Raw genomic sequence first — 18,437 nt, 5'->3', positions numbered from 1 at the left:
TCTTCAAACAAGCTTTTGCCACTTGTTTTTTCGCTAATTTTGTGTTATGAGCTTGATAAACAAAACGAAAGGTATGAGGCAAACCAAGAACATGTATTAACAAAACATTAACAAGTTTAATACGTAGTGCATTTTCTCATCTCGTCGGTGCTTTATCGTTTTCATGCTGGGGAGTGTAAAACCAGAAATTGATAGGGTTCTTTGGATTCCATGTTTTCAAACCATTTGTCTCGAGTAAACTCACTCCCATTTTTCTCTTTTTACACTCAGAATGAAAATATTGGTATAAGAACACACGGCCAATCCGGCAAACAAATCGGCAACCTGGACCAGAGGATAATTTTTAGAATCCACGGGAGTTATTCTTGCAATTGAAAATTCCCGTTTTAGAAACTCGAAGAACGAAATTGGCCCCTTTGTTAATTGTTTGTTTTCTGTATATGTTAATAAGTACTGTTCTAGTCGATTCCAGTTCACCACCGTGTTCTGGTCAGGCATTAGATGCCAGACGGCACCACCGTCCCAGCGCTGGCTTATCACATTCTTGAAAAGATGATAATACATCACCTGCAAATTTAACTCGTCGTCCCTTCCAGGAATGTCGTGCCTTCTATCTTTTATATCCCATATTAGAATATCAATTCTTATTAACTTTTCTTCTTGCGTTGCTAAGGAGAGCACTTTATCCACAAAAGCATATGCTATTCTCTTATAAACCGCATCGTGTATCTTCTTCCACTTGAATTCTTGCTTTCCATTGGTAGTTAGTATTTCTTTGAAATCCCGTTGAATACCTTGGAACTCTTTAGCAGGCACACTTACCATTGCAATACTTCTGAACCTTCCTTGATTCCAGTTCGATTCATCACAGAATGCAAAATGCGTAACTTCCATGTTCAGCTACCTCCTTTGTGGATATGTTCAGCTTCCTATTTAATATTTTATCATCCAACTTCCTTTCACGCTGTTTAGCACCTCAAAGTATAAGATATCTTTTACCACGCCAAATCCCTATGCACTTACCTGATAATACACGAATTAGTAATAAAAGCATGCCTTAGCATATGGACCGCATACTTTTGGGGTATCAACAAGCATTCCTCTATTCGTATGAAGACCTTGAACAGACTATTTGGTATGTTCTAATGGTAGGCCTTAAAGAATCCGACGGAAGGGGAGATGAAGAGCAGTTTTTGAACTGGTACATAAGAAACAAAGTAGTATCTATAATGATGTACGGCAAAAAACCCCCAAAATGCACACACTTGCCATTCACACCCATTCGCTTTGACTACGTCTCTCCTGACGAGTTGGCAGAAGTCAATGAACTATTTTACTCTGATGGAGAAGATGACTAAGCAGAAAATACCAAAAAACCGACCGGGGTATCCCTGGTCGGCTATTTTAATTCAGGCATGGAACTGGTCATTTACAACATTGTTGGATGAACACCTTCCAAAAAGTACAGTTGCTTTTCTCTTAGGTGTTTATGAGCATAGTGTTCAAACTTGGATCAAAAACTTTCTAATTTCTGGCATTGTTGAACATAAGAAAGGTAGACCAAAGAAACATAATACCTCTTCTCGACGTCCTTTTATCAAGAGCCAATATTCACTTGACACTCCCAATTCCCTAAAGGGGGTGGGATTCTTAGCTGCTCATTTAGGCTGCCTTCCATGGAGCGTTTTTAACTCCATGGCCACAGAGGTGTGGTTTAAACCTCACTCCTCTGACGGGTGCCAATCCCGCTACTACTTGGAATTTTTTTCCAAGATACCTTTGCAAAATGTTTATCGCGCCTACTCCGTCCCTGTGATATCTAAATCCGCAACTCTTGCATTCATAGTTCCGACCATCTGCATGATTCTTGTCGCCACATACTGGGCAGATCGGGCTCGTATATTCTTCTGGGACAAGTTTCACTTCACTCCCCAGTACCTGTGCTTGATAATGTTAACTAAAAGTATTGAAACTTTCCAAAAACCGCATTATCCTTTAAAGAGGGGACACCCCTCAACCAACTCTTGACAAAAGCAGGTCCCCCAAGATGAATAACTCAATGCTTTCTTGGCCAAGCAGTATCATTTGGTAAAAACATGTGTGAATCCAAGTTTTCATTGCTGAAAGACTTTTTCCGACTCAAGCGAGGACTGAAGAATAAGAAGAATTTAGCGAGACATATTCGAGGTTTTTGTGTAGTGAAGAATCTTTGGAAAACGCACAATGGTAATATCAATCTCATTCTTTCACACTTACACTCTTTCATCACTATAAGTTAACACTATCTGTTTTTCCGAAATACTTCTCGATTTTTTTCATCATCAGCACATCATTCTTTTCCATTTTTCCGGGAGATAGTATAAGATCCGAGATTTTCGTAGAACTTGTCGTTTGTGTATAACTTTTTCTTTTACAATAATATCCCCTATAGTGAATTGAATTATTTCAATAAGCCAACACAACCAATAAAAACACACCAAGAACGATTGCCCTTCAGCTAGTAGGAACTACAGCAATATCAGACGTCCCCAGTGAGCTTTCTGACTATCAGAAACGATGCTACTTTAGAAAAACGTCTGGTTCAAATATTTTCACGCCTAATCTTGCAAAATGTTTCTTGTCAAAAGTTATTACTCCATCTGCATCTGAGCTTAGAGCATGTTGCGCAAGGTATGCGTCAATAAAATCCACGTTCCTTGACTTGTAGCCCTCAAGAGCCAAGAGCACGTTGTCCCTTTCCTCACATTCTATACCTCTTGATGACACAAATACCGACAAAGTATCTGCGATTTGGGATTTTGCAATTTCATAAAACGATTCTAATACCCATACAACCTCAGCAATGGTTATCACAGATACTAATAGTGTAATTTCTCCCTTATCCGCCATATCCATTACATGCTTTGCTTTTGGTGACAATTCATCGTTATCGTTGAGCAAGTATCTTAGGATGATGTTTGCATCAATCCAGTATTTTTTCATCTCTTCATCCTCTCACTTTCCCTCTTAGCCGTCCACATCTTTTTGGTGTTCTCTGTCTCATCTTCCAAACTTGAAAACTTCACACCTGATTTTAAAGAGCCGTACAACTCAGAAAGTCTTTTCCTTTTCACTATTTTCATCAGAATAGTTCCATCATCAAGCATACGGAAGATGACCAAATCTCCCGTCTGGGCACCTATTGCCTTTCGTATTTTTGCTGGAATCTGCACCTGACCTCTACTTGAAATAATAGCGGAAGACTGTACAATTTCATGCATTACTATCACCTCCTGGATAATTATATTATATCATGTTATTCTAGCTTTATTATGCAAAATCTATAATGACATTAAAAATTTGGAAAGGTGTTTCTAGCAAAGACAACTTGCAAATACTAAGAAAATCGCTCAGAAGAGAAATGTAAAAACGATCTAGGATCACGAAAGTCTGGGCAAATTACAGACTGGCAATTTACAAACCAGCAGTAGGAAGGAAATTTTACTGAGAGAAAACCTCCCTAGAAAATGCATAAATGTTTGTATGATTTGCTGGGAAACTCACTGAAAACCGTCAAAGCAATAGTCAACATTAACGTCGAGACCATGTGCAAAGACTGGGCTATGAGCAAACAAAAACTCTACCAAGTTCTCTATGCAATGCCGCAAGTCGGTTTAATTACAATTACTTAAAATCACCGGCTGAAAAGCCAAGCTCCAAAGGTTCAAAGATATTCTTCGCTGACCCTGTTATTTACAATGTCTTAGAAGCAGGATGTCTTCGCATTGAAAAATCGCGGGACACCATTTGCTGAAAAAGACGAAACAAAAGCAGATTTAGTTTTCAACGGGATTCACCTGGAATTCGGAGGAGCAAACAAAAACCCAAAACTGGCAGATTTTGTCATCCGAGACGATATAGACCTGCCTGTTAGAAATTGTATCCCGATGTGGGTGCTTGGGATGGGGTGGTAAGGAGCTGTTTGTGGTCTTTGTATTCATGGGGTATACCAAAACCTTGCAAAATCGGACTACTTGCCTACAAAAGAATATCTCCAGAAGTCCTGGTCTAACTCAGGTTTCATACGATTACCTCAAAAGTCGCGCCTTTAGAACATCCAAAAACTCTTTTTTTACTAACGTAAAAGGTTCTTTGTAAACAATTATCGTAATTATTATCCCCAATGCTCCCAAAACCATATTCACCGCAACGTTGTTTTGAAACGTCTCAATTAACGCAACAGTTGACATCAAAACAGTTACCAATGTAACTTTCTTCAAATTGTATCCTGCTTCCGGATGCAACTTCATCGCAACCAAAGTCCTCATCCAGAAAAATACAATATACGATATCCCGGTTGATATTGCCGCACCTCTGGCTCCGTAAATCGGAACTAATACTGTATTGCCGATGTAGTTTGTTAAAGCGGAAACCGTCGCTATCAACATATGCCAATAACTTTTTTTCTTAAAGTTTATCCACACTACCGTTGTTTCAGAAATAGAATACATTATTGGCAAGAATGCTAAGAATGGAAACACCATACTACTTTCTCTATATGACTTTGCCAACAACAAAAACAATATATCTTTAAAACCCAAAAGAAGAAAACCAACCGAAAACATAACAAAACTTACCATTTCATTGGCTCTCACAAAGAATGATGTATCCTGATTATCCTTTGAGTATCTTTCATACGCTGTTGGTACCCAGAATGTGGTAAAACCACTTTGTACTAAGGTTAGTACTTGTACAACCTTGAAAGCCGCACTGTAAATTCCTATCTGCACAAATGTGCTATATTGCCTTAGGCTTATTCGATCTATTGAACTAAACAACCAAAACAACAACATGGTTGGCACAAATGGAGCGCTATACTTAAGAACTTCTTTTAACTCTTCTTTCCTTGGTTTCGTTACCCTCCAATAGCTCTTCCCTTGAGAAATACCTACTAAAAGTGCAAGCAGTGTTCCAACAAATCCTCCCAAAATTACCGAGTAAAATGTGCGACTGATTAGTGCAAAGATTATCGTAAAAACTGTTGTTGAAATGGCGGCAACTATATCTATCAAAGAATAGAGCATCCCTTTCTTTAACATCCTTACTATCAATTGATTGTACCTTTGGAACAATGACAGGTATATATTTACAACGAGCATGAGGTTTATAAAATCATATCTCTGACCATACAACACTACGCTGATTCTGTCCGACAGAACTAAGACAAACAGCGAGAGAATAGTAGCAATAAAAACAGAAGGCAAAAGACACGACCATAGAAGTTCATTTTTCCTGTCTTCTTCGTAGTCATAAAAAAATCTTACGAAAGCCTGGTCGGTTCCAAAAAGCACAGTTGTGTTAATTACACCAAAAGCTGTTGCATACATCGCACTTTTACCAAATTCTTCAGGATTTATCAAGTAAGTGATTATTGGTGTTGTGAAAACAGAAATAAACGCACGCAACCACGTGCCAATTGAAAAGGAAAGAAAAGATTTAAAGTATTTTCTCGTGCTCATTTATGGCTCTCCTTCGAAAGGGTATAACCTTGTTTCAGTCTATCGTTATACATTCTTCTTTCTTTTCTTGCAGTACAGCTTCATAGACCTGTTTCTCCATCTTCACAATGTACTCCCAGGTGTATTTCTGGGCTCTTTGAACAATCTTCTGCCTATCATATCCACTTCGTAGTACTTCAACGACTTTCTTTGCGAACCTTTCCTCAAAATCTGGTCCTTCTTCAACCACGTATTCTTGAAACCCAATCGCTTCTGGAATCCCCCCGTTGCTGCTCCCCACCACACATGTTCCACATACTTGGGCTTCCAAGACAACACATGGCCAGCCTTCATTTCTACTTGGTAAAACCATAACATCCATTGCATTCATGTATTTCGCTACCTCAGATTGGTCTAACCTTCCTGTGAACAAAACCTCCAACCCTTTATCTTCCGCTTCCTGCTCCATCTTATCCCTCAAATGTCCAACTCCAACTACAATAAACTTAACTTTTGGATATCCTTTTCTAATCATGTCAAATATCTCAACAAGTTTATCAGCTCGCTTTATCTCTATCAAATTTCCCACGAACCCAACGTACTTGTACCCTTCGGTGTATATTCCAAGCTGTCTTCTCACTTGGTCTTTGTCGAGCGATCTGAAAATCTGTGGATCGTACCCGTTTGGAATGACGACAGCGTTTTTACCTGAGTAACCAAAAGATCTTGCTTTCTCCAGAAGTGCGTTGCTGACAAAAATCACCGCTTGAGCCGACTCGAAAACGTCCAAGTAGACCTTCTTTCTTTTCTCCATGAGAATATTAACATCGCTTCCATGAACAGTCAAAACGTATGGTTTTGAATACTTTTCAGATAGAATCTGTGCGATTAAACCTGCTGGTGGTGTGTACATTCCATGGGCATGGATCAAGTCGAAACTGGATAAGTCAAAACGTGACTCCACACAGCGTGCAAAACTTTCGGCTTGCTTTGCTATTATGTGCTCTTCAGTGATCAGATTTATCTTTCTAATCAATCTCCACACCAACCAGGTGGCCTTTCTTTTGCAATCCACCCGCGAGTACTGAACCCCGTTGAATTCTTTAACCGGGTTAATCTGCTCTTTTCTGAGTAAGCGTCTTGCAAGGCTGTCTAGCCAACCATCTTTGAACCAAACCGGCACCGCTGTATAATCAATGCCGAGTTTAACGCATTGTTCGATCCTCCTTGTTATGAATACTCCATCTGCCGAACCGCTTGCCAAATTCACCTCACGTGGAAAAAGGTTCGTCAGGACGAAAACTTTCATGTGAATCCACCTCTTTAACAAAGTTCACCGAGCGACGTTGATTAATGATGCCCGGAATGTTTCATTAGACCTATCCTCTTGTCATAGAATAATGTCAGAAAAAAGTATTAAAACTTTCCAAAAAGCGCATTAACCTTTAAAAAGGGGCACTCCCCAACCAATTCCTGACAAGAACACGTTTCCCAAAGATGAACAAGTCAATGCTTTCTTACCCAAGTAGTATCATATGGTAAAAACATGTGTGAATCTAAGTTTTCATTACTGAAAGACTTTTTCCGACTCGAGCGAGGACTGAAGAATACGAAGAATTTAGCGAAATATATTCAAGGTTTTTGTGTAGTGAAGAATCTTTGGAAAACGCACAATGGTAATATCAATCTCATTCTTTCACACTTACACTCTTTCATCACTATAAGTTAACACTATCTGTTTTTCCGAAATACTTCTCGATTTTTTTCATCATCAGCACATCATTCTTTTCCATTTTTCCGGGAGATAGTATAAGATCCGAGATTTTCGTAGAACTTGTCGTTTGTGTATAACTTTTTCTTTTACAATAATATCCCCTATAGTGAATTGAATTATTTCAATAAGCCAACACAACCAATAAAAACACACCAAGAACGATTGCCCTTCAGCTAGTAGGAACTACAGCAATATCAGACGTCCCCAGTGAGCTTTCTGACTATCAGAAACGATGCTACTTTAGAAAAACGTCTGGTTCAAATATTTTCACGCCTAATCTTGCAAAATGTTTCTTGTCAAAAGTTATTACTCCATCTGCATCTGAGCTTAGAGCATGTTGCGCAAGGTATGCGTCAATAAAATCCACGTTCCTTGACTTGTAGCCCTCAAGAGCCAAGAGCACGTTGTCCCTTTCCTCACATTCTATACCTCTTGATGACACAAATACCGACAAAGTATCTGCGATTTGGGATTTTGCAATTTCATAAAACGATTCTAATACCCATACAACCTCAGCAATGGTTATCACAGATACTAATAGTGTAATTTCTCCCTTATCCGCCATATCCATTACATGCTTTGCTTTTGGTGACAATTCATCGTTATCGTTGAGCAAGTATCTTAGGATGATGTTTGCATCAATCCAGTATTTTTTCATCTCTTCATCCTCTCACTTTCCCTCTTAGCCGTCCACATCTTTTTGGTGTTCTCTGTCTCATCTTCCAAACTTGAAAACTTCACACCTGATTTTAAAGAGCCGTACAACTCAGAAAGTCTTTTCCTTTTCACTATTTTCATCAGAATAGTTCCATCATCAAGCATACGGAAGATGACCAAATCTCCCGTCTGGGCACCTATTGCCTTTCGTATTTTTGCTGGAATCTGCACCTGACCTCTACTTGAAATAATAGCGGAAGACTGTACAATTTCATGCATTACTATCACCTCCTGGATAATTATATTATATCATGCTGTTCTAACTTTATTATGTAAAATCCAAAATGACCTGAAACATTCTAAAAGGTGCTTCTGGCAATAAAAGGATAACTCACAAATGTTAAGAAAATCGTTCAGAAGAGAAATATAAAAACGATTGGGAATGACGAATGTCTGGGCAAATTACAGACCGGCAATTTACAAACCAGCACAAGGTCATGTGCAAAGACTGGGCTATGAGCAAACAAAAACTCTACCAAGTCCTCTATGCAATGCCGCAAGTCGGTTTAATTGCAATTGCTTAAAATCACCGATTGAAAAGCTGTATTCCAAAGACTCAAAGTGTTCTTCGCTTTATTCACTTGACACGTTTTTCCTAAGAAGGCTTAAGAGCTCGCTGCGAAGAATCTTGAACTCTTCACCATACATGAAAGTAATTAACACCAACCCTGAGACTCCAACCAAAACATTTACAGTGTACGAATGATTAAACGTGCCCACTACCAAAACTGCTAATGTTACTAAAGTACTCACTGAAATTCGCTTTATGTCATATCCTACAGGGAACAGCCTCTCGGAAATGAACATTCTTACAAACATGTAGAGAATGTAAGATAAACCTGTTGAGATAGCTGCTCCGCGAGCCCCTAACGATGGAACCATAAGTCTATTGCCCAGGTAGTTAGCAGCAGTTGCCATAATAGTTGTTGCCAAATGCCAATAAGTTTTCTTACTGATGCTGATTCCTATTTGCGCAGTATCGGAAATAGTCAACATTACAGGCACGAGTATCAAAAAGGGAAGAATTTGTGCACTTTCTCTATAACTCCTTGAGAAAAGCAGTATTAACAAATCCTTGAAAATAAAAACAACCATTCCAAATGAAAACATGGCAAAACTCACAACTGAATTAGCTTTTTTAAAAAACGTTCTATCATCTTTGTTTTGCTCATACCTTTCAAATGCCGTCGGACCCCATATTAGTGTAAAACCAGCTTGGACTAATAATAAAGCAGACGCTATTTTGTAAGCTACAGAGTACAAACCAATTTCTGTATACGTACGATACTGTCTAAGGCTAATTTTGTCGACGGAACTGAACAACCACCCCATCAAAAGTGCTGGCACAAATGGTAAGCCATACGCCAACAACTCTCGTATATCCTTCAATGAAACAGCAGTTGGTTTCCAATACCCTTTGAACTGAGGGATTCCTACAAGCAAGCTTGCCAAATAGCCAATAAGTTGTCCAACTATAATGGAGTAAAAGCTTCCGTGGGTTATTTTTGCGAGCACAATTGTAGATAGAGCGGTTGCAAGCGAATTGACAACTTCGATTATTGAATAGAGGAAACCCTTTTTCTGTAAGCGCACTATAGAAGCGTTATACCTTTGAAAAAGTGACAAATATATCGTAATGACGAGAAGCAAAGAAACATACCTATACTGCTCTCCGTAAAGATACCTATTGATGGCATCACCAAATGTAAAAACAAGAACAGCTATTATTGTTGATGTTGTCAAAGAAGGATAAAGACAATTCCATAGTAGCTCACGTCTACCGCTTTCACTTTTCTCGTAGAAAAATCTGAAAAAAGCGTGGTCACTTCCCAAGAACATTAAGGTGTATAGAGCTTGGAAAAACATACTATACATTGACGCTCTACCAAATTCATCTGGTGTTAACAAATAACTTATTAATGGTGCTGTTATCACGGTTACCGCTGCTTTAAACCAAGTCCCTAAGGAAAATGTTAGATACAACTTCAAGTATTTCTTCAACCAAATTCCCCCTTGATAGCATGAAAAATCCATCGATTAATTGTTTCAGAGAGTTAAGGCTTTTCCGTTTAGACACCCCTAATCAAATCACAAAACCTTACTTGATACGCAAAACAATATATTTTTTAAATAAGTCTAAAAACATTTCTTCGCTTTGAACCCTAATATGAGCTTAGTTTTGGAATATAAATGTGGGAATTTAGACTTTGGAAGATCTGAAAGTTTTATAACAGCTTTCAACTGTAAGCGAATTTTAAACAGAGGTACAAGAAGCCAGCAAGTTAAATATTTAAGTCGAAACCTTCGGTATAGTCATGCCTTCTAACATCGACAACTTGCCCATTTAAGTCTGAGAGAAGAACGGACAACGAAATACGTGCAACATGCTCTGGAGATAACAGCATAGAACTATCTTCGTATCCGAAGTTCTTCCTTCTTAATTCTGTATCTGTGCGTTCAGGATTAATAACATTCACTTTGATTCCAGTCGCAGACCACTCGTTGGCTAACGCTTGTGCTAAGTTTACGATAGCAGCCTTGGTTGAGGAATATATAGAATATAACTCTCGACCACGCGTGTAAGAACTTGAGGCGAACAAAAGTAGCATTCCTCTTGTTTCTCTTAAAAACCTATAGCTTTCCTTAGCTACAACTATCGAACCAAGATAGTTTACCTCTATTTCCTCCTTAATACTGTCATATTCCCTTGCTTCTATAGTACCTAAGTTCATTATAGCTGCAGTATTTACAACATAGTGAATTTGTCCATGTTTGTTATGAACTTCCTCTAAAGCTTTCCTAACACTTTCAGCATTTTTAACGTCAACTCCTGTTCTTCGGGAGAAGCCGTAAGCATGTGCGCCGTATGACCTTGCCATCTCGACAATGGATTTACCAATACCACTAGTTCCACCAAACACACAGACAACTTTTTCAGACAAACTGTCAAAATGTGACACATCTTGCGTGAGCAAATACCTCTTAACCTGAAAAATCTTGTCAGCCAGGTATAGGTCTTCTGGGTAAGTAATTTTAATGTTAAATCTTTCTCCTTTGACGATACCTACTCTACCCAGACCGTATCCTACAACCAGACCACAATCATCTGTAACTTTCAGAGGATTTTCCTCAAAGCGTTTATAAGCTTCTTTGATAACACTAAGTCTAAATCCTTGTGGGGTTTGACCAAGCATCAGTTTGCTCCGATCTGGTATGTCTCGAACGACAGTACCTGTTTCATCACGCATTATAACAGTATCAGTCGCATCTATCGCAACATCGACGGATTCATATTCATACAGCATACGAATAACTTCACTTATAGTCTTGTCTGAGACAAAAGGTCTAACGGCATCGTGAATCAGAACGTAAGCATCATCATCATCGTCATCTATGGAAAAAACACCTATTTTAGAGCTTTCTTGACGTGTTTTCCCACCGTTTAGTATCTTTTTTACCTTTCTGAAATTATTCTTGGTAACAATTTCTTCCACATAGAACCTAAACTGTGGATTTACAACTATTATTATTTCGTCGATCAAGGGATGGTTCTCAAAAATATCAATAGTATGCTCAATAACAAGCTTACCGGCTAACTTGGAAAATTGCTTAGGAATCTCGCCACCGAATCGTGTTGAACTTCCAGCAGCTAAAATTATAACGTAGGTCTTCTTCAATTTTCAGACCTCCTTTCATATTGTTCTAAGAAGATTATTAATAAAACTCGCCACTCTTTCGGTAGCACCGCCGTCTGTAAACTTATGAAAAAACTTTTTAGAAACTTCTAAGTCGTACTCGGCAAAATCTTTTTCAGAAAGTTCAAGTATTTCCTTGAGACTTTTGAGTTTTGGACCTGGCATATGAACTTTATTATCAGGATCGATTGCCAACCCCCTTACTTCTTGGTATTTCTCTATATCAGGCTGGAAGAACGCCACTGGACGGTCTATGAGAAGATAATCAACAAAAATAGAACTGTAATCAGTTACGAGCAAGTCAGAAGCTAACATCAGAGGTCTAGGATCTGGAAACCTCTTACTGTCGCAAACTATAATATTCTTCCAATTTTGGTATTCTAAACTCACTATGGAATAGTGCGGCCTGTACAATACGTAGACCCTCTCATTTAAATATCTTTGCAATTTCTCTAATTCCCTAATATACAAGTTGAGAACTTCAACATTGTACTCGGGAATGTCCCTATAAGTTGGAGCTATTAAAATGACTTTTGCATCTGTTGGTAGCCCAAGTTTTTTTCTTACTTCTGACTTGTACCCAATGTTATCTTTATTCTTGACCAAAAAATCGTTTCTCGGATGTCCAAGAGGAACAAATTCAGGCATTGGAAGATCATCAAGTAAAGGATGTCGGAGAAAATAGGTCTTGTCAAAGTCACTGTAACATATGACATAGTCTGTGTACTTTCTAACCAATCTGGAGTCTTTTAGTTCTTTTCTATTTTTAGAGACAAGGTGCGAAGGCGTGCGTTTGGTGCCCCAGCCGTGATTTAAAAAAACGGTTTTGAACCCCATTCTTTTTAAAACAGCCATAATTCTTTGCTTGCTCTGAGTTACAAGAATTCCGCGATCGAATAAGCATCTTCCTATCACCATTGCTCGAGATAAAACCTTATTTATTTTTCCAGTTTTACTATGAAGCAGAATGCTCGTAGCATTGAGCCTTTCCACTAGTCCATATCGATCATCTTCTTCTAAATAATCGAAAACTGTGTATATAACTTTCAATGAAAACACCTCCTACGTAAAAGTAGATAATGTTAACTAAAAGTATTGAAACTTTCCAAAAACCGCATTATCCTTTAAAGAGGGGACACCCCCCAACCAACTCTCGACAAAGGAGGTATCCCGATATGAACAACTCAACGCTCTCCTGTCCCAAATGCGGTTCCACCAGCTTGTACAAAAACTGTCACGACAAATACGGTAACCAACAATTCCTTTGCAAACTCTGCCATCATTCTTTCAAACTTTCCCATTCTCACAAACGCAAAAAATTCCCTTTCCCTTATCCCAAATGCACTTCTTGTGGTAAATCTATACAAATTTACAAAGTCCATCGCTCTTTCGTTGTCTTCTAGAGCTTGTCATACCAAAGATAGAGTACCTTTTAACCTTCCTGAACCAGTCACTCTTATTCCTGAGAACTTTAAATACTTCCGCTTCCCTATCTTTTTCGTCTTAAAAGCTTTCGTTTGGCGTATATGAAAGTGCAGTAAAGACGTTGTTTAAAAATATCAATACTAACAGACTTCTTCCGACTAAAGCAAAGCTTGAGGAAACTGACAACCTTGATTTATGTATTAACGGCTTTGGCATCATTAGGAACCTTTCTAAAAATAACAAAGGAAAAAAATCAACAGCGCCGGTTCATAATTAACTTCTTTCATCACTACAAGTCAATCTACCGTCACTACAAGCTAATGCTGTCCGTCGTATCCGCTATGTTCCTCAGTTTTTCTAAGCTCTAAAAATAACGGAGAGTGGTCTCTAAAATCTACAAACAATCAACTTATCAAATTAAGCGCTCTTAAGAATCTTTCTGCTGCTTTTTCAATGGTATAGTTGCTTATAATTTGCCTGCTAACAGCTCCTAATTTTTCCAAATCTTTTTCCATATTGACCAAACGATCCAATATTCCTACCAGCTCATCCTTTCTCTCTGGGTCAAAACCAAATCCATTTTCACCGTCTCTCACTAAATCCCAATATGCTCCCGCTTTCTTTGAAACAACAACAGGTAATCCACACGCCATAGCTTCGTTTACCACCAGTCCCCATGGTTCCGAAATGCTTGGAAGAACGAAAACATCACAAACTGCCATTATCTTGGGAACCTCATCCCACGAAGTGCCTCCAGTAAAAACAATACCATCAACTTTTAAATCAGAAGCCAGAGTTTTCAACTCCTCTTTTTGAGGTCCGTCACCCACAACAACAAGTCCCCATTTCTCCGCCTTTGGATTTTTCTTCTTAAGTTCGTTAAAGGCTTGTATTAGAAGTTTTAGGTTTTTCTCTGGACTAAGTCTACCAACGTAAATAAAATTTCTTGTTTTTGAAATTCCATATTTGTCAAGAATCATCGAACGACTGGACTTAGCATCCTGTGACAGTTCAATAAGTTTCTCAACATCAGTTGTTAATGGAACAACAGATATCCTTGTTTCAGGCACACCTAATTTTCTCATGTATTCCTTCGCTTTTGTTCCACAAGGTAAAACATAATCACACATTCCTAAAAATATTTTTTTCAAAACCTCTTTGAAAAAATATCTTTTCTTATCAAACTCATTAGTTTCGATGACTGTTCCCACCTTTACTTTATAGAGTTTTCCATAAAATGCAACGGCCCACCATGCCATATCATCGTACCCTGGTAGTACAATAATGTCAGGCTTAAATGCTTTAGCCTGAGCAACAAGTGAGGTTATTTTTCTCAAAAGTGGAATTTCTTCGAAATTGGTGTTAAATAAAACATTACATGGATACTTATGAATCGAATAATCAACATCACCTATCCCTTTTCTATTCCCAGAAGTCGAAGCGACTTGGATAACTTGCATGTGGACATCATGCTTCTGACTTATCTCATAAATCTTTGTGAAGAGTAATGCTTTATAATGACTCCAAGCAATGTTATGAACTATTAATAAACGCTTTTTTCCCAATTTACCACACTCCTTCCAAGCAATTTACTTGGCAAGATTTTCTCAAATAAAATCTCAACAAAGACCGGTATCGAAAAGCCTATAGTATAGCTCAATGAGCTGAGCAAATCCCCTCTAAGAATGAAAAACAGGAATCCTATGTAAAAAGGGTAAAGTAATTCTATCACCAGCACATTACTACTAAAACGAACTATAGAGCCATAATATAAGGAATCTAACTTTTTCGTCACATAGCCAAGTGCAATTGCAAACAATGGTATTCCCAAAATCCCGAAGTTAATGTATGCCTCTCCCACGAGCGGACATGACACATTTGTAAAGCTCCACCCAAGTCTTTGAGCTATTTCATGACCACTTCCCACAGGTTTATTCTGCCACATAGACCTGGGAACGAAAAAAAGCAGATTGCCTAGGAGTTGTCTCCCATTTGTTGGTCCTTCCTCGTGAACTACCGCTATGGTTCTTACAAACATTGAATAGGCGTCGAAATCACCGGTAGTTATAGTTTCAAGAATGGTTGGTGGTTTGATGTTCGAACCAAGTGCTTCGTTAATGGCTTGTGCTCTAAAAAGGTTCAAAAGTGGAAATAGTATTATGAAACTTACTATAAAAATTACTTTAAACAAATTTTTCTTTTTAAAGGTTCTTTTCCAAACTATAAAAATTCCCAAGTAAACTGCCCCCGTCCAAAATCTTGCTCTTCCTGTTGGAAAATTTTCCAGTATAACCAGTAACGACGCCAAAGCCAGAAGTATGCGATTAATAGACGCACGCTTTCTTGCCGTAGCAATAACATAAGCTAAGAGATGTACCGAAATTCCGCCAAAGGTAATGTTCAAAATCAGCATAACAGGCTGAGATACATCTGTGAAGACTTCCCCATAGGTACCTCTGGAAAACAAAAGAACAATAGTTGAAGCTTCCCGAAGCAGGTAAGCAAAGTAAAAAGCTGAGACAATCAACAACCAAGAGATGTAAAGCCTGTGGTGTTTAATTTCCTTCTGAAAAATCTTTCCCAGAAATGTTTTGGCACGTTCATTCGTTTTTATATATGTTAGCTCAAATAGCACCGTGAAGAGCAAAATGAGAATGTTAGCATAAATAATTCTTTCATTTGTTAACAAGTATGTATCCCACCAAGGAAACTGTCCAGAAATGTATTGGATAAGCGGTGCTACGAACATGAAAATTACCATAAACAAATAATATATCTCTTTGAGACTAAATCCGAGCGGGGATATAGTTGCTAACTGTATTAAAAAGAATGAGCCGTTGAGCAAAAAGGTAAGAATAGCTACCCAGTGTAGCCCAGGATTGAGCTTGGGAGTTAATAATGTTAGGTAAGCGGTATAAGAAACGATTATTGCAATAATTATAAATAACACTTTAGAGTCATAAATCTGTGCGCTTCTTGTACATCTAGAATTAGACGCCAACAACTTTTTCATTCCCTTCACAATATAACTCTTCGTACAAGCCAATATATGAGTTTACCATAAACTGGTGAGAAATAACACTTCTCATCGAACTCTCTATAATTACACCTTTTGTACCAATTGACTTCAGGCTTTTTACCAAATCCAAGATGTATTTGGCGCTGCAAGGTTTTATAGCCATCCCTGATTTCTCTGAAACGATAGTTTCACTAGAACCGCCAGAGTCAAAGGTTATTACATATGTTCCACACGCCTGTGCTTCAAGATTTACGGTTGGATAATTGTCTTCTAACGTGGGATTAAAAAACACATCTGCTGCTGTATAAATTTCGGCAAGCTCTTTTGCTAAGCTGGTTCTCTTTATACCTATTACGTTTCTTGGTAGCATTTTAATTTGTTTATCTGATACCCCAACAAGTACGATAACTTCGTCATCGGATAGATATTTAGACAATTCTAAGAAATAGTCGAAACCCTTTCTCCTATCCCATACATTAGCAACTCCGAGTATCACAAACTTATTGGCCAACCCAAACCTCTTTCTGAAATCGCTCGGAGTTGGTTTGAAGATAGACACGTCAACACCATTTGGAATTACTTTTACTGGGTACTCTGCCAAAAAGGATTCCTTGACCAGTCCTGCTAACCACTGAGATGGTGTTACCAATGTCATGTTTCTAACACCAGTAAAGATTTTTCTTTTTCGTTGATAATTTGATTTAGAATTGTCCAAAAAAACACTTTTGGGATATGCCTTCTTTTCTGGACATGAATAACAGCCTGTCTTCCATTTATCACACCTTGCATAGAGAAAATGAGCACAGTGACCTGTGAAAGCCCAGCAGTCATGCAAGGTCCAAACAACGGGCTTATCATATCGTTTTAGAAAGTCAAAAAGTACCTCTATGTGCAAGTAGTACCCGTGTATGTTATGTAGATGTATTATGTCTGGGTTAATTTTCTCCAGAGTTTTTACAAATTCCTTTGTTGCTTTCTTTGAACCAAATCCATGCAAATCAAACATTCGAGTGAGTAAAACATGAGAGTACACGTCAAGGTCATTCCCTATTCTTATAGCTTCCTCGCAATTTCTCACTGGCTTACGTCCGTATGCGAGGTAACTTTCGTGACCTTTTTCTTTCAAAGTGTTATGAACCTGCAACATTATTCTCCCAGTGCTTCCAACACCACAAACCGAGTTAATTTGTAAGACTCTCATCAGTACTCTCCCCAAACGACTCTCCTTACGTAGTCGGTATATGAAAGGATTATTCTAACAATTTTATCGGAAACATTTGGAACGTTGTAATCATCTACTATCCTCATTCGACGGTTTTCTTGCATTTCAAGAACCTTGAGTCCTTGGAGTATTCTATCTTTTTTTAGTCCAACCATCATTACTGCTGCTTCTTCCATTGCCTCAGGTCTTTCGTGTGCTTGTCTTATGTTAAGAGCCTTTAGTCCAAGTATAGACGCTTCTTCACTTATCGTACCACTATCGCTAAGGACTGCTTTTGCATTCATCTGGAGCTTTACGTAATCACTAAAACTCAGAGGCTTAAGTGTTCTAATCAATGGATGAAAGGTTATACCCTTTGCTTCTAGCATTTTCCTTGTTCTGGGATGTGTGCTCATTATAATCGGCAATCCATAAATCTCTGCGATCGCATTCAAGCTCTCTACCAAATCAAAAAAGTTTTTTTCATCGTTAACGTTTTCTTCTCTATGTGATGATACTACAAAGTATTTATCTTTTTCAAGTCCGAGGCGTTCAAGTATATCAGAATTTTGTATCTTCTGCATGTTGGCATGTATTACCTCGTACATCGGACTGCCAGTTTTTATTACCCTGTCTGGTGGAAAGCCTTCTCTAATTAAGTATTCGCGAGCAATGGTACTGTATGTAAGGTTTATGTCAGCGATATGATCAACTATTCTTCTGTTCGTTTCCTCAGGGACTCTTTGATCGAAACACCTATTACCAGCTTCCATGTGAAATATCGGTATCCGTCTTCTTTTAGCAGCTATTGCCGCAAGACAGCTGTTAGTATCTCCTAAAACGAGGAAAGCATCGGGCTTAACTTCATTGAGAATGGGATCTATTTTGATAAGTATGTTCCCTATAGTCTCAATCGGGGAACCGGTTGCGGCATCAAGGAAGTAATCAGGCTTCCTTAGACCCAAGTCTTCAAAGAATATTTGGTTTAGTTCATAGTCGTAGTTCTGACCAGTGTGCACAAAGATGTGTTCTATAGCTTCGCAACTGTCAAGTTTCTTAATCACCTCGGAAAGTCTAATTATTTCTGGTCGAGTTCCAACAACAGTCATAACTTTAAGTTTTTTCATTA

The 18,437-nt window shown here is 38.4% G+C and carries 19 protein-coding genes and 2 pseudogenes; 6 read left to right on the top strand and 15 right to left on the bottom strand.

Annotated elements, in window-relative coordinates; all coding sequences use genetic code 11:
- Positions 1 to 240 precede the first annotated feature (240 nt).
- The gene (locus tag NA23_RS00630) at positions 241 to 894 is read right to left on the bottom strand and encodes a DUF3800 domain-containing protein (protein WP_033191485.1); all 654 of its coding nucleotides are present in this window, start codon (positions 892 to 894) and stop codon (positions 241 to 243) included.
- A 170-nt stretch (positions 895 to 1,064) separates the two neighbouring features.
- Here NA23_RS00630 and NA23_RS00625 point away from each other — a divergent pair, with 170 nt between their 5' ends.
- A complete protein-coding gene (locus tag NA23_RS00625; RefSeq protein ID WP_033191486.1) occupies positions 1,065 to 1,358 on the top strand; it encodes a hypothetical protein in 294 nt (97 codons plus the stop codon).
- A gap of 304 nt (positions 1,359 to 1,662) precedes the next feature.
- Here NA23_RS00625 and NA23_RS00620 read toward each other — a convergent pair.
- A pseudogene (locus NA23_RS00620) lies at positions 1,663 to 1,950 on the bottom strand (zinc ribbon domain-containing protein); the annotation flags it as partial.
- Between the two features lie 146 nt (positions 1,951 to 2,096).
- On the opposite strand from NA23_RS00620, the gene NA23_RS00615 reads away from it, so the two are divergent.
- The gene (locus NA23_RS00615) at positions 2,097 to 2,279 is read left to right on the top strand and encodes a DDE-type integrase/transposase/recombinase (protein WP_231882302.1); all 183 of its coding nucleotides are present in this window, start codon (positions 2,097 to 2,099) and stop codon (positions 2,277 to 2,279) included.
- A 280-nt stretch (positions 2,280 to 2,559) separates the two neighbouring features.
- Here the strand turns inward: NA23_RS00615 and NA23_RS00610 are convergent, their stop codons facing one another.
- Together NA23_RS00610 and NA23_RS00605 are read right to left on the bottom strand one after the other, a co-directional pair.
- A complete protein-coding gene (locus NA23_RS00610; RefSeq protein ID WP_033191488.1) occupies positions 2,560 to 2,982 on the bottom strand; it encodes a type II toxin-antitoxin system VapC family toxin in 423 nt (140 codons plus the stop codon).
- Complete coding sequence (locus NA23_RS00605; protein ID WP_014450749.1) at positions 2,979 to 3,260, bottom strand: AbrB/MazE/SpoVT family DNA-binding domain-containing protein; 282 nt, start codon at positions 3,258 to 3,260, stop codon at positions 2,979 to 2,981. Before NA23_RS00605 ends, NA23_RS00610 begins: the two co-directional genes overlap by 4 nt.
- Positions 3,261 to 3,518: 258 nt before the next feature.
- On the opposite strand from NA23_RS00605, the gene NA23_RS00600 reads away from it, so the two are divergent.
- A complete protein-coding gene (locus NA23_RS00600; RefSeq protein WP_249477094.1) occupies positions 3,519 to 3,671 on the top strand; it encodes a hypothetical protein in 153 nt (50 codons plus the stop codon).
- Between the two features lie 93 nt (positions 3,672 to 3,764).
- Positions 3,765 to 3,953: a hypothetical protein gene (locus NA23_RS00595; protein ID WP_052107308.1), complete on the top strand. Its 189-nt coding sequence runs from the start codon at positions 3,765 to 3,767 to the stop codon at positions 3,951 to 3,953.
- A gap of 114 nt (positions 3,954 to 4,067) precedes the next feature.
- Here the strand turns inward: NA23_RS00595 and NA23_RS00590 are convergent, their stop codons facing one another.
- Together NA23_RS00590 and NA23_RS00585 are read right to left on the bottom strand one after the other, a co-directional pair.
- Positions 4,068 to 5,498: a lipopolysaccharide biosynthesis protein gene (locus tag NA23_RS00590; protein ID WP_033192798.1), complete on the bottom strand. Its 1,431-nt coding sequence runs from the start codon at positions 5,496 to 5,498 to the stop codon at positions 4,068 to 4,070.
- Between the two features lie 34 nt (positions 5,499 to 5,532).
- Positions 5,533 to 6,786 (bottom strand): glycosyltransferase family 4 protein, encoded by a 1,254-nt coding sequence (locus tag NA23_RS00585; protein WP_033192799.1) that lies wholly within the window; start codon positions 6,784 to 6,786, stop codon positions 5,533 to 5,535.
- Positions 6,787 to 7,017: 231 nt separating this feature from the next.
- Here NA23_RS00585 and NA23_RS00580 point away from each other — a divergent pair.
- Positions 7,018 to 7,206 (top strand): annotated as a pseudogene (locus tag NA23_RS00580) (DDE-type integrase/transposase/recombinase); the annotation flags it as partial.
- Between the two features lie 280 nt (positions 7,207 to 7,486).
- Here the strand turns inward: NA23_RS00580 and NA23_RS00575 are convergent.
- From NA23_RS00575 to NA23_RS00555, 5 genes are all read right to left on the bottom strand, one after another.
- Entirely contained in the window at positions 7,487 to 7,909 is a 423-nt protein-coding gene (locus NA23_RS00575) for a type II toxin-antitoxin system VapC family toxin (protein ID WP_033191488.1), read from the bottom strand.
- Positions 7,906 to 8,187, bottom strand: coding sequence for an AbrB/MazE/SpoVT family DNA-binding domain-containing protein (locus tag NA23_RS00570; protein ID WP_014450749.1), 282 nt, complete (start codon positions 8,185 to 8,187; stop codon positions 7,906 to 7,908). Before NA23_RS00570 ends, NA23_RS00575 begins: the two co-directional genes overlap by 4 nt.
- Before the next feature lie 354 nt (positions 8,188 to 8,541).
- A complete protein-coding gene (locus tag NA23_RS00565; protein ID WP_033191489.1) occupies positions 8,542 to 9,969 on the bottom strand; it encodes an oligosaccharide flippase family protein in 1,428 nt (475 codons plus the stop codon).
- 281 nt (positions 9,970 to 10,250) lie between these two features.
- Complete coding sequence (gene ispD / locus NA23_RS00560; protein ID WP_033191490.1) at positions 10,251 to 11,645, bottom strand: 2-C-methyl-D-erythritol 4-phosphate cytidylyltransferase; 1,395 nt, start codon at positions 11,643 to 11,645, stop codon at positions 10,251 to 10,253.
- A 15-nt stretch (positions 11,646 to 11,660) separates the two neighbouring features.
- Positions 11,661 to 12,713: a CDP-glycerol glycerophosphotransferase family protein gene (locus NA23_RS00555; protein WP_033191491.1), complete on the bottom strand. Its 1,053-nt coding sequence runs from the start codon at positions 12,711 to 12,713 to the stop codon at positions 11,661 to 11,663.
- Between the two features lie 29 nt (positions 12,714 to 12,742).
- On the opposite strand from NA23_RS00555, the gene NA23_RS10665 reads away from it, so the two are divergent.
- Positions 12,743 to 13,066 carry an IS1/IS1595 family N-terminal zinc-binding domain-containing protein gene (locus NA23_RS10665; protein WP_427854518.1) on the top strand — a complete coding sequence of 108 codons (324 nt, stop codon included), beginning with the start codon at positions 12,743 to 12,745 and terminating at the stop codon, positions 13,064 to 13,066.
- Between the two features lie 426 nt (positions 13,067 to 13,492).
- Here the strand turns inward: NA23_RS10665 and NA23_RS00545 are convergent, their stop codons facing one another.
- The 4 genes from NA23_RS00545 to wecB are packed head-to-tail and all read right to left on the bottom strand — an operon-like array spanning position 13,493 to position 18,435.
- Positions 13,493 to 14,653 (bottom strand): glycosyltransferase family 4 protein, encoded by a 1,161-nt coding sequence (locus NA23_RS00545; protein ID WP_033191493.1) that lies wholly within the window; start codon positions 14,651 to 14,653, stop codon positions 13,493 to 13,495.
- The gene (locus tag NA23_RS00540) at positions 14,632 to 16,101 is read right to left on the bottom strand and encodes an O-antigen polymerase (RefSeq protein ID WP_236938707.1); all 1,470 of its coding nucleotides are present in this window, start codon (positions 16,099 to 16,101) and stop codon (positions 14,632 to 14,634) included. The genes NA23_RS00545 and NA23_RS00540 overlap by 22 nt, the downstream gene beginning before the upstream one ends.
- The gene (locus NA23_RS00535) at positions 16,079 to 17,308 is read right to left on the bottom strand and encodes a glycosyltransferase (RefSeq protein ID WP_033191495.1); all 1,230 of its coding nucleotides are present in this window, start codon (positions 17,306 to 17,308) and stop codon (positions 16,079 to 16,081) included. Before NA23_RS00535 ends, NA23_RS00540 begins: the two co-directional genes overlap by 23 nt.
- Positions 17,308 to 18,435: a non-hydrolyzing UDP-N-acetylglucosamine 2-epimerase gene (wecB, locus tag NA23_RS00530; protein ID WP_033191496.1), complete on the bottom strand. Its 1,128-nt coding sequence runs from the start codon at positions 18,433 to 18,435 to the stop codon at positions 17,308 to 17,310. Before wecB ends, NA23_RS00535 begins: the two co-directional genes overlap by 1 nt.
- Between the last annotated feature and the right edge of the window lie 2 nt (positions 18,436 to 18,437).

Origin of the sequence: Fervidobacterium islandicum (assembly GCF_000767275.3) — a bacterium.
GTDB classification, from domain to species: domain Bacteria; phylum Thermotogota; class Thermotogae; order Thermotogales; family Fervidobacteriaceae; genus Fervidobacterium; species Fervidobacterium islandicum.
Note: the sequence above shows the minus strand (reverse complement) of the source record. Positions and strands in the feature narration are given on the sequence as shown.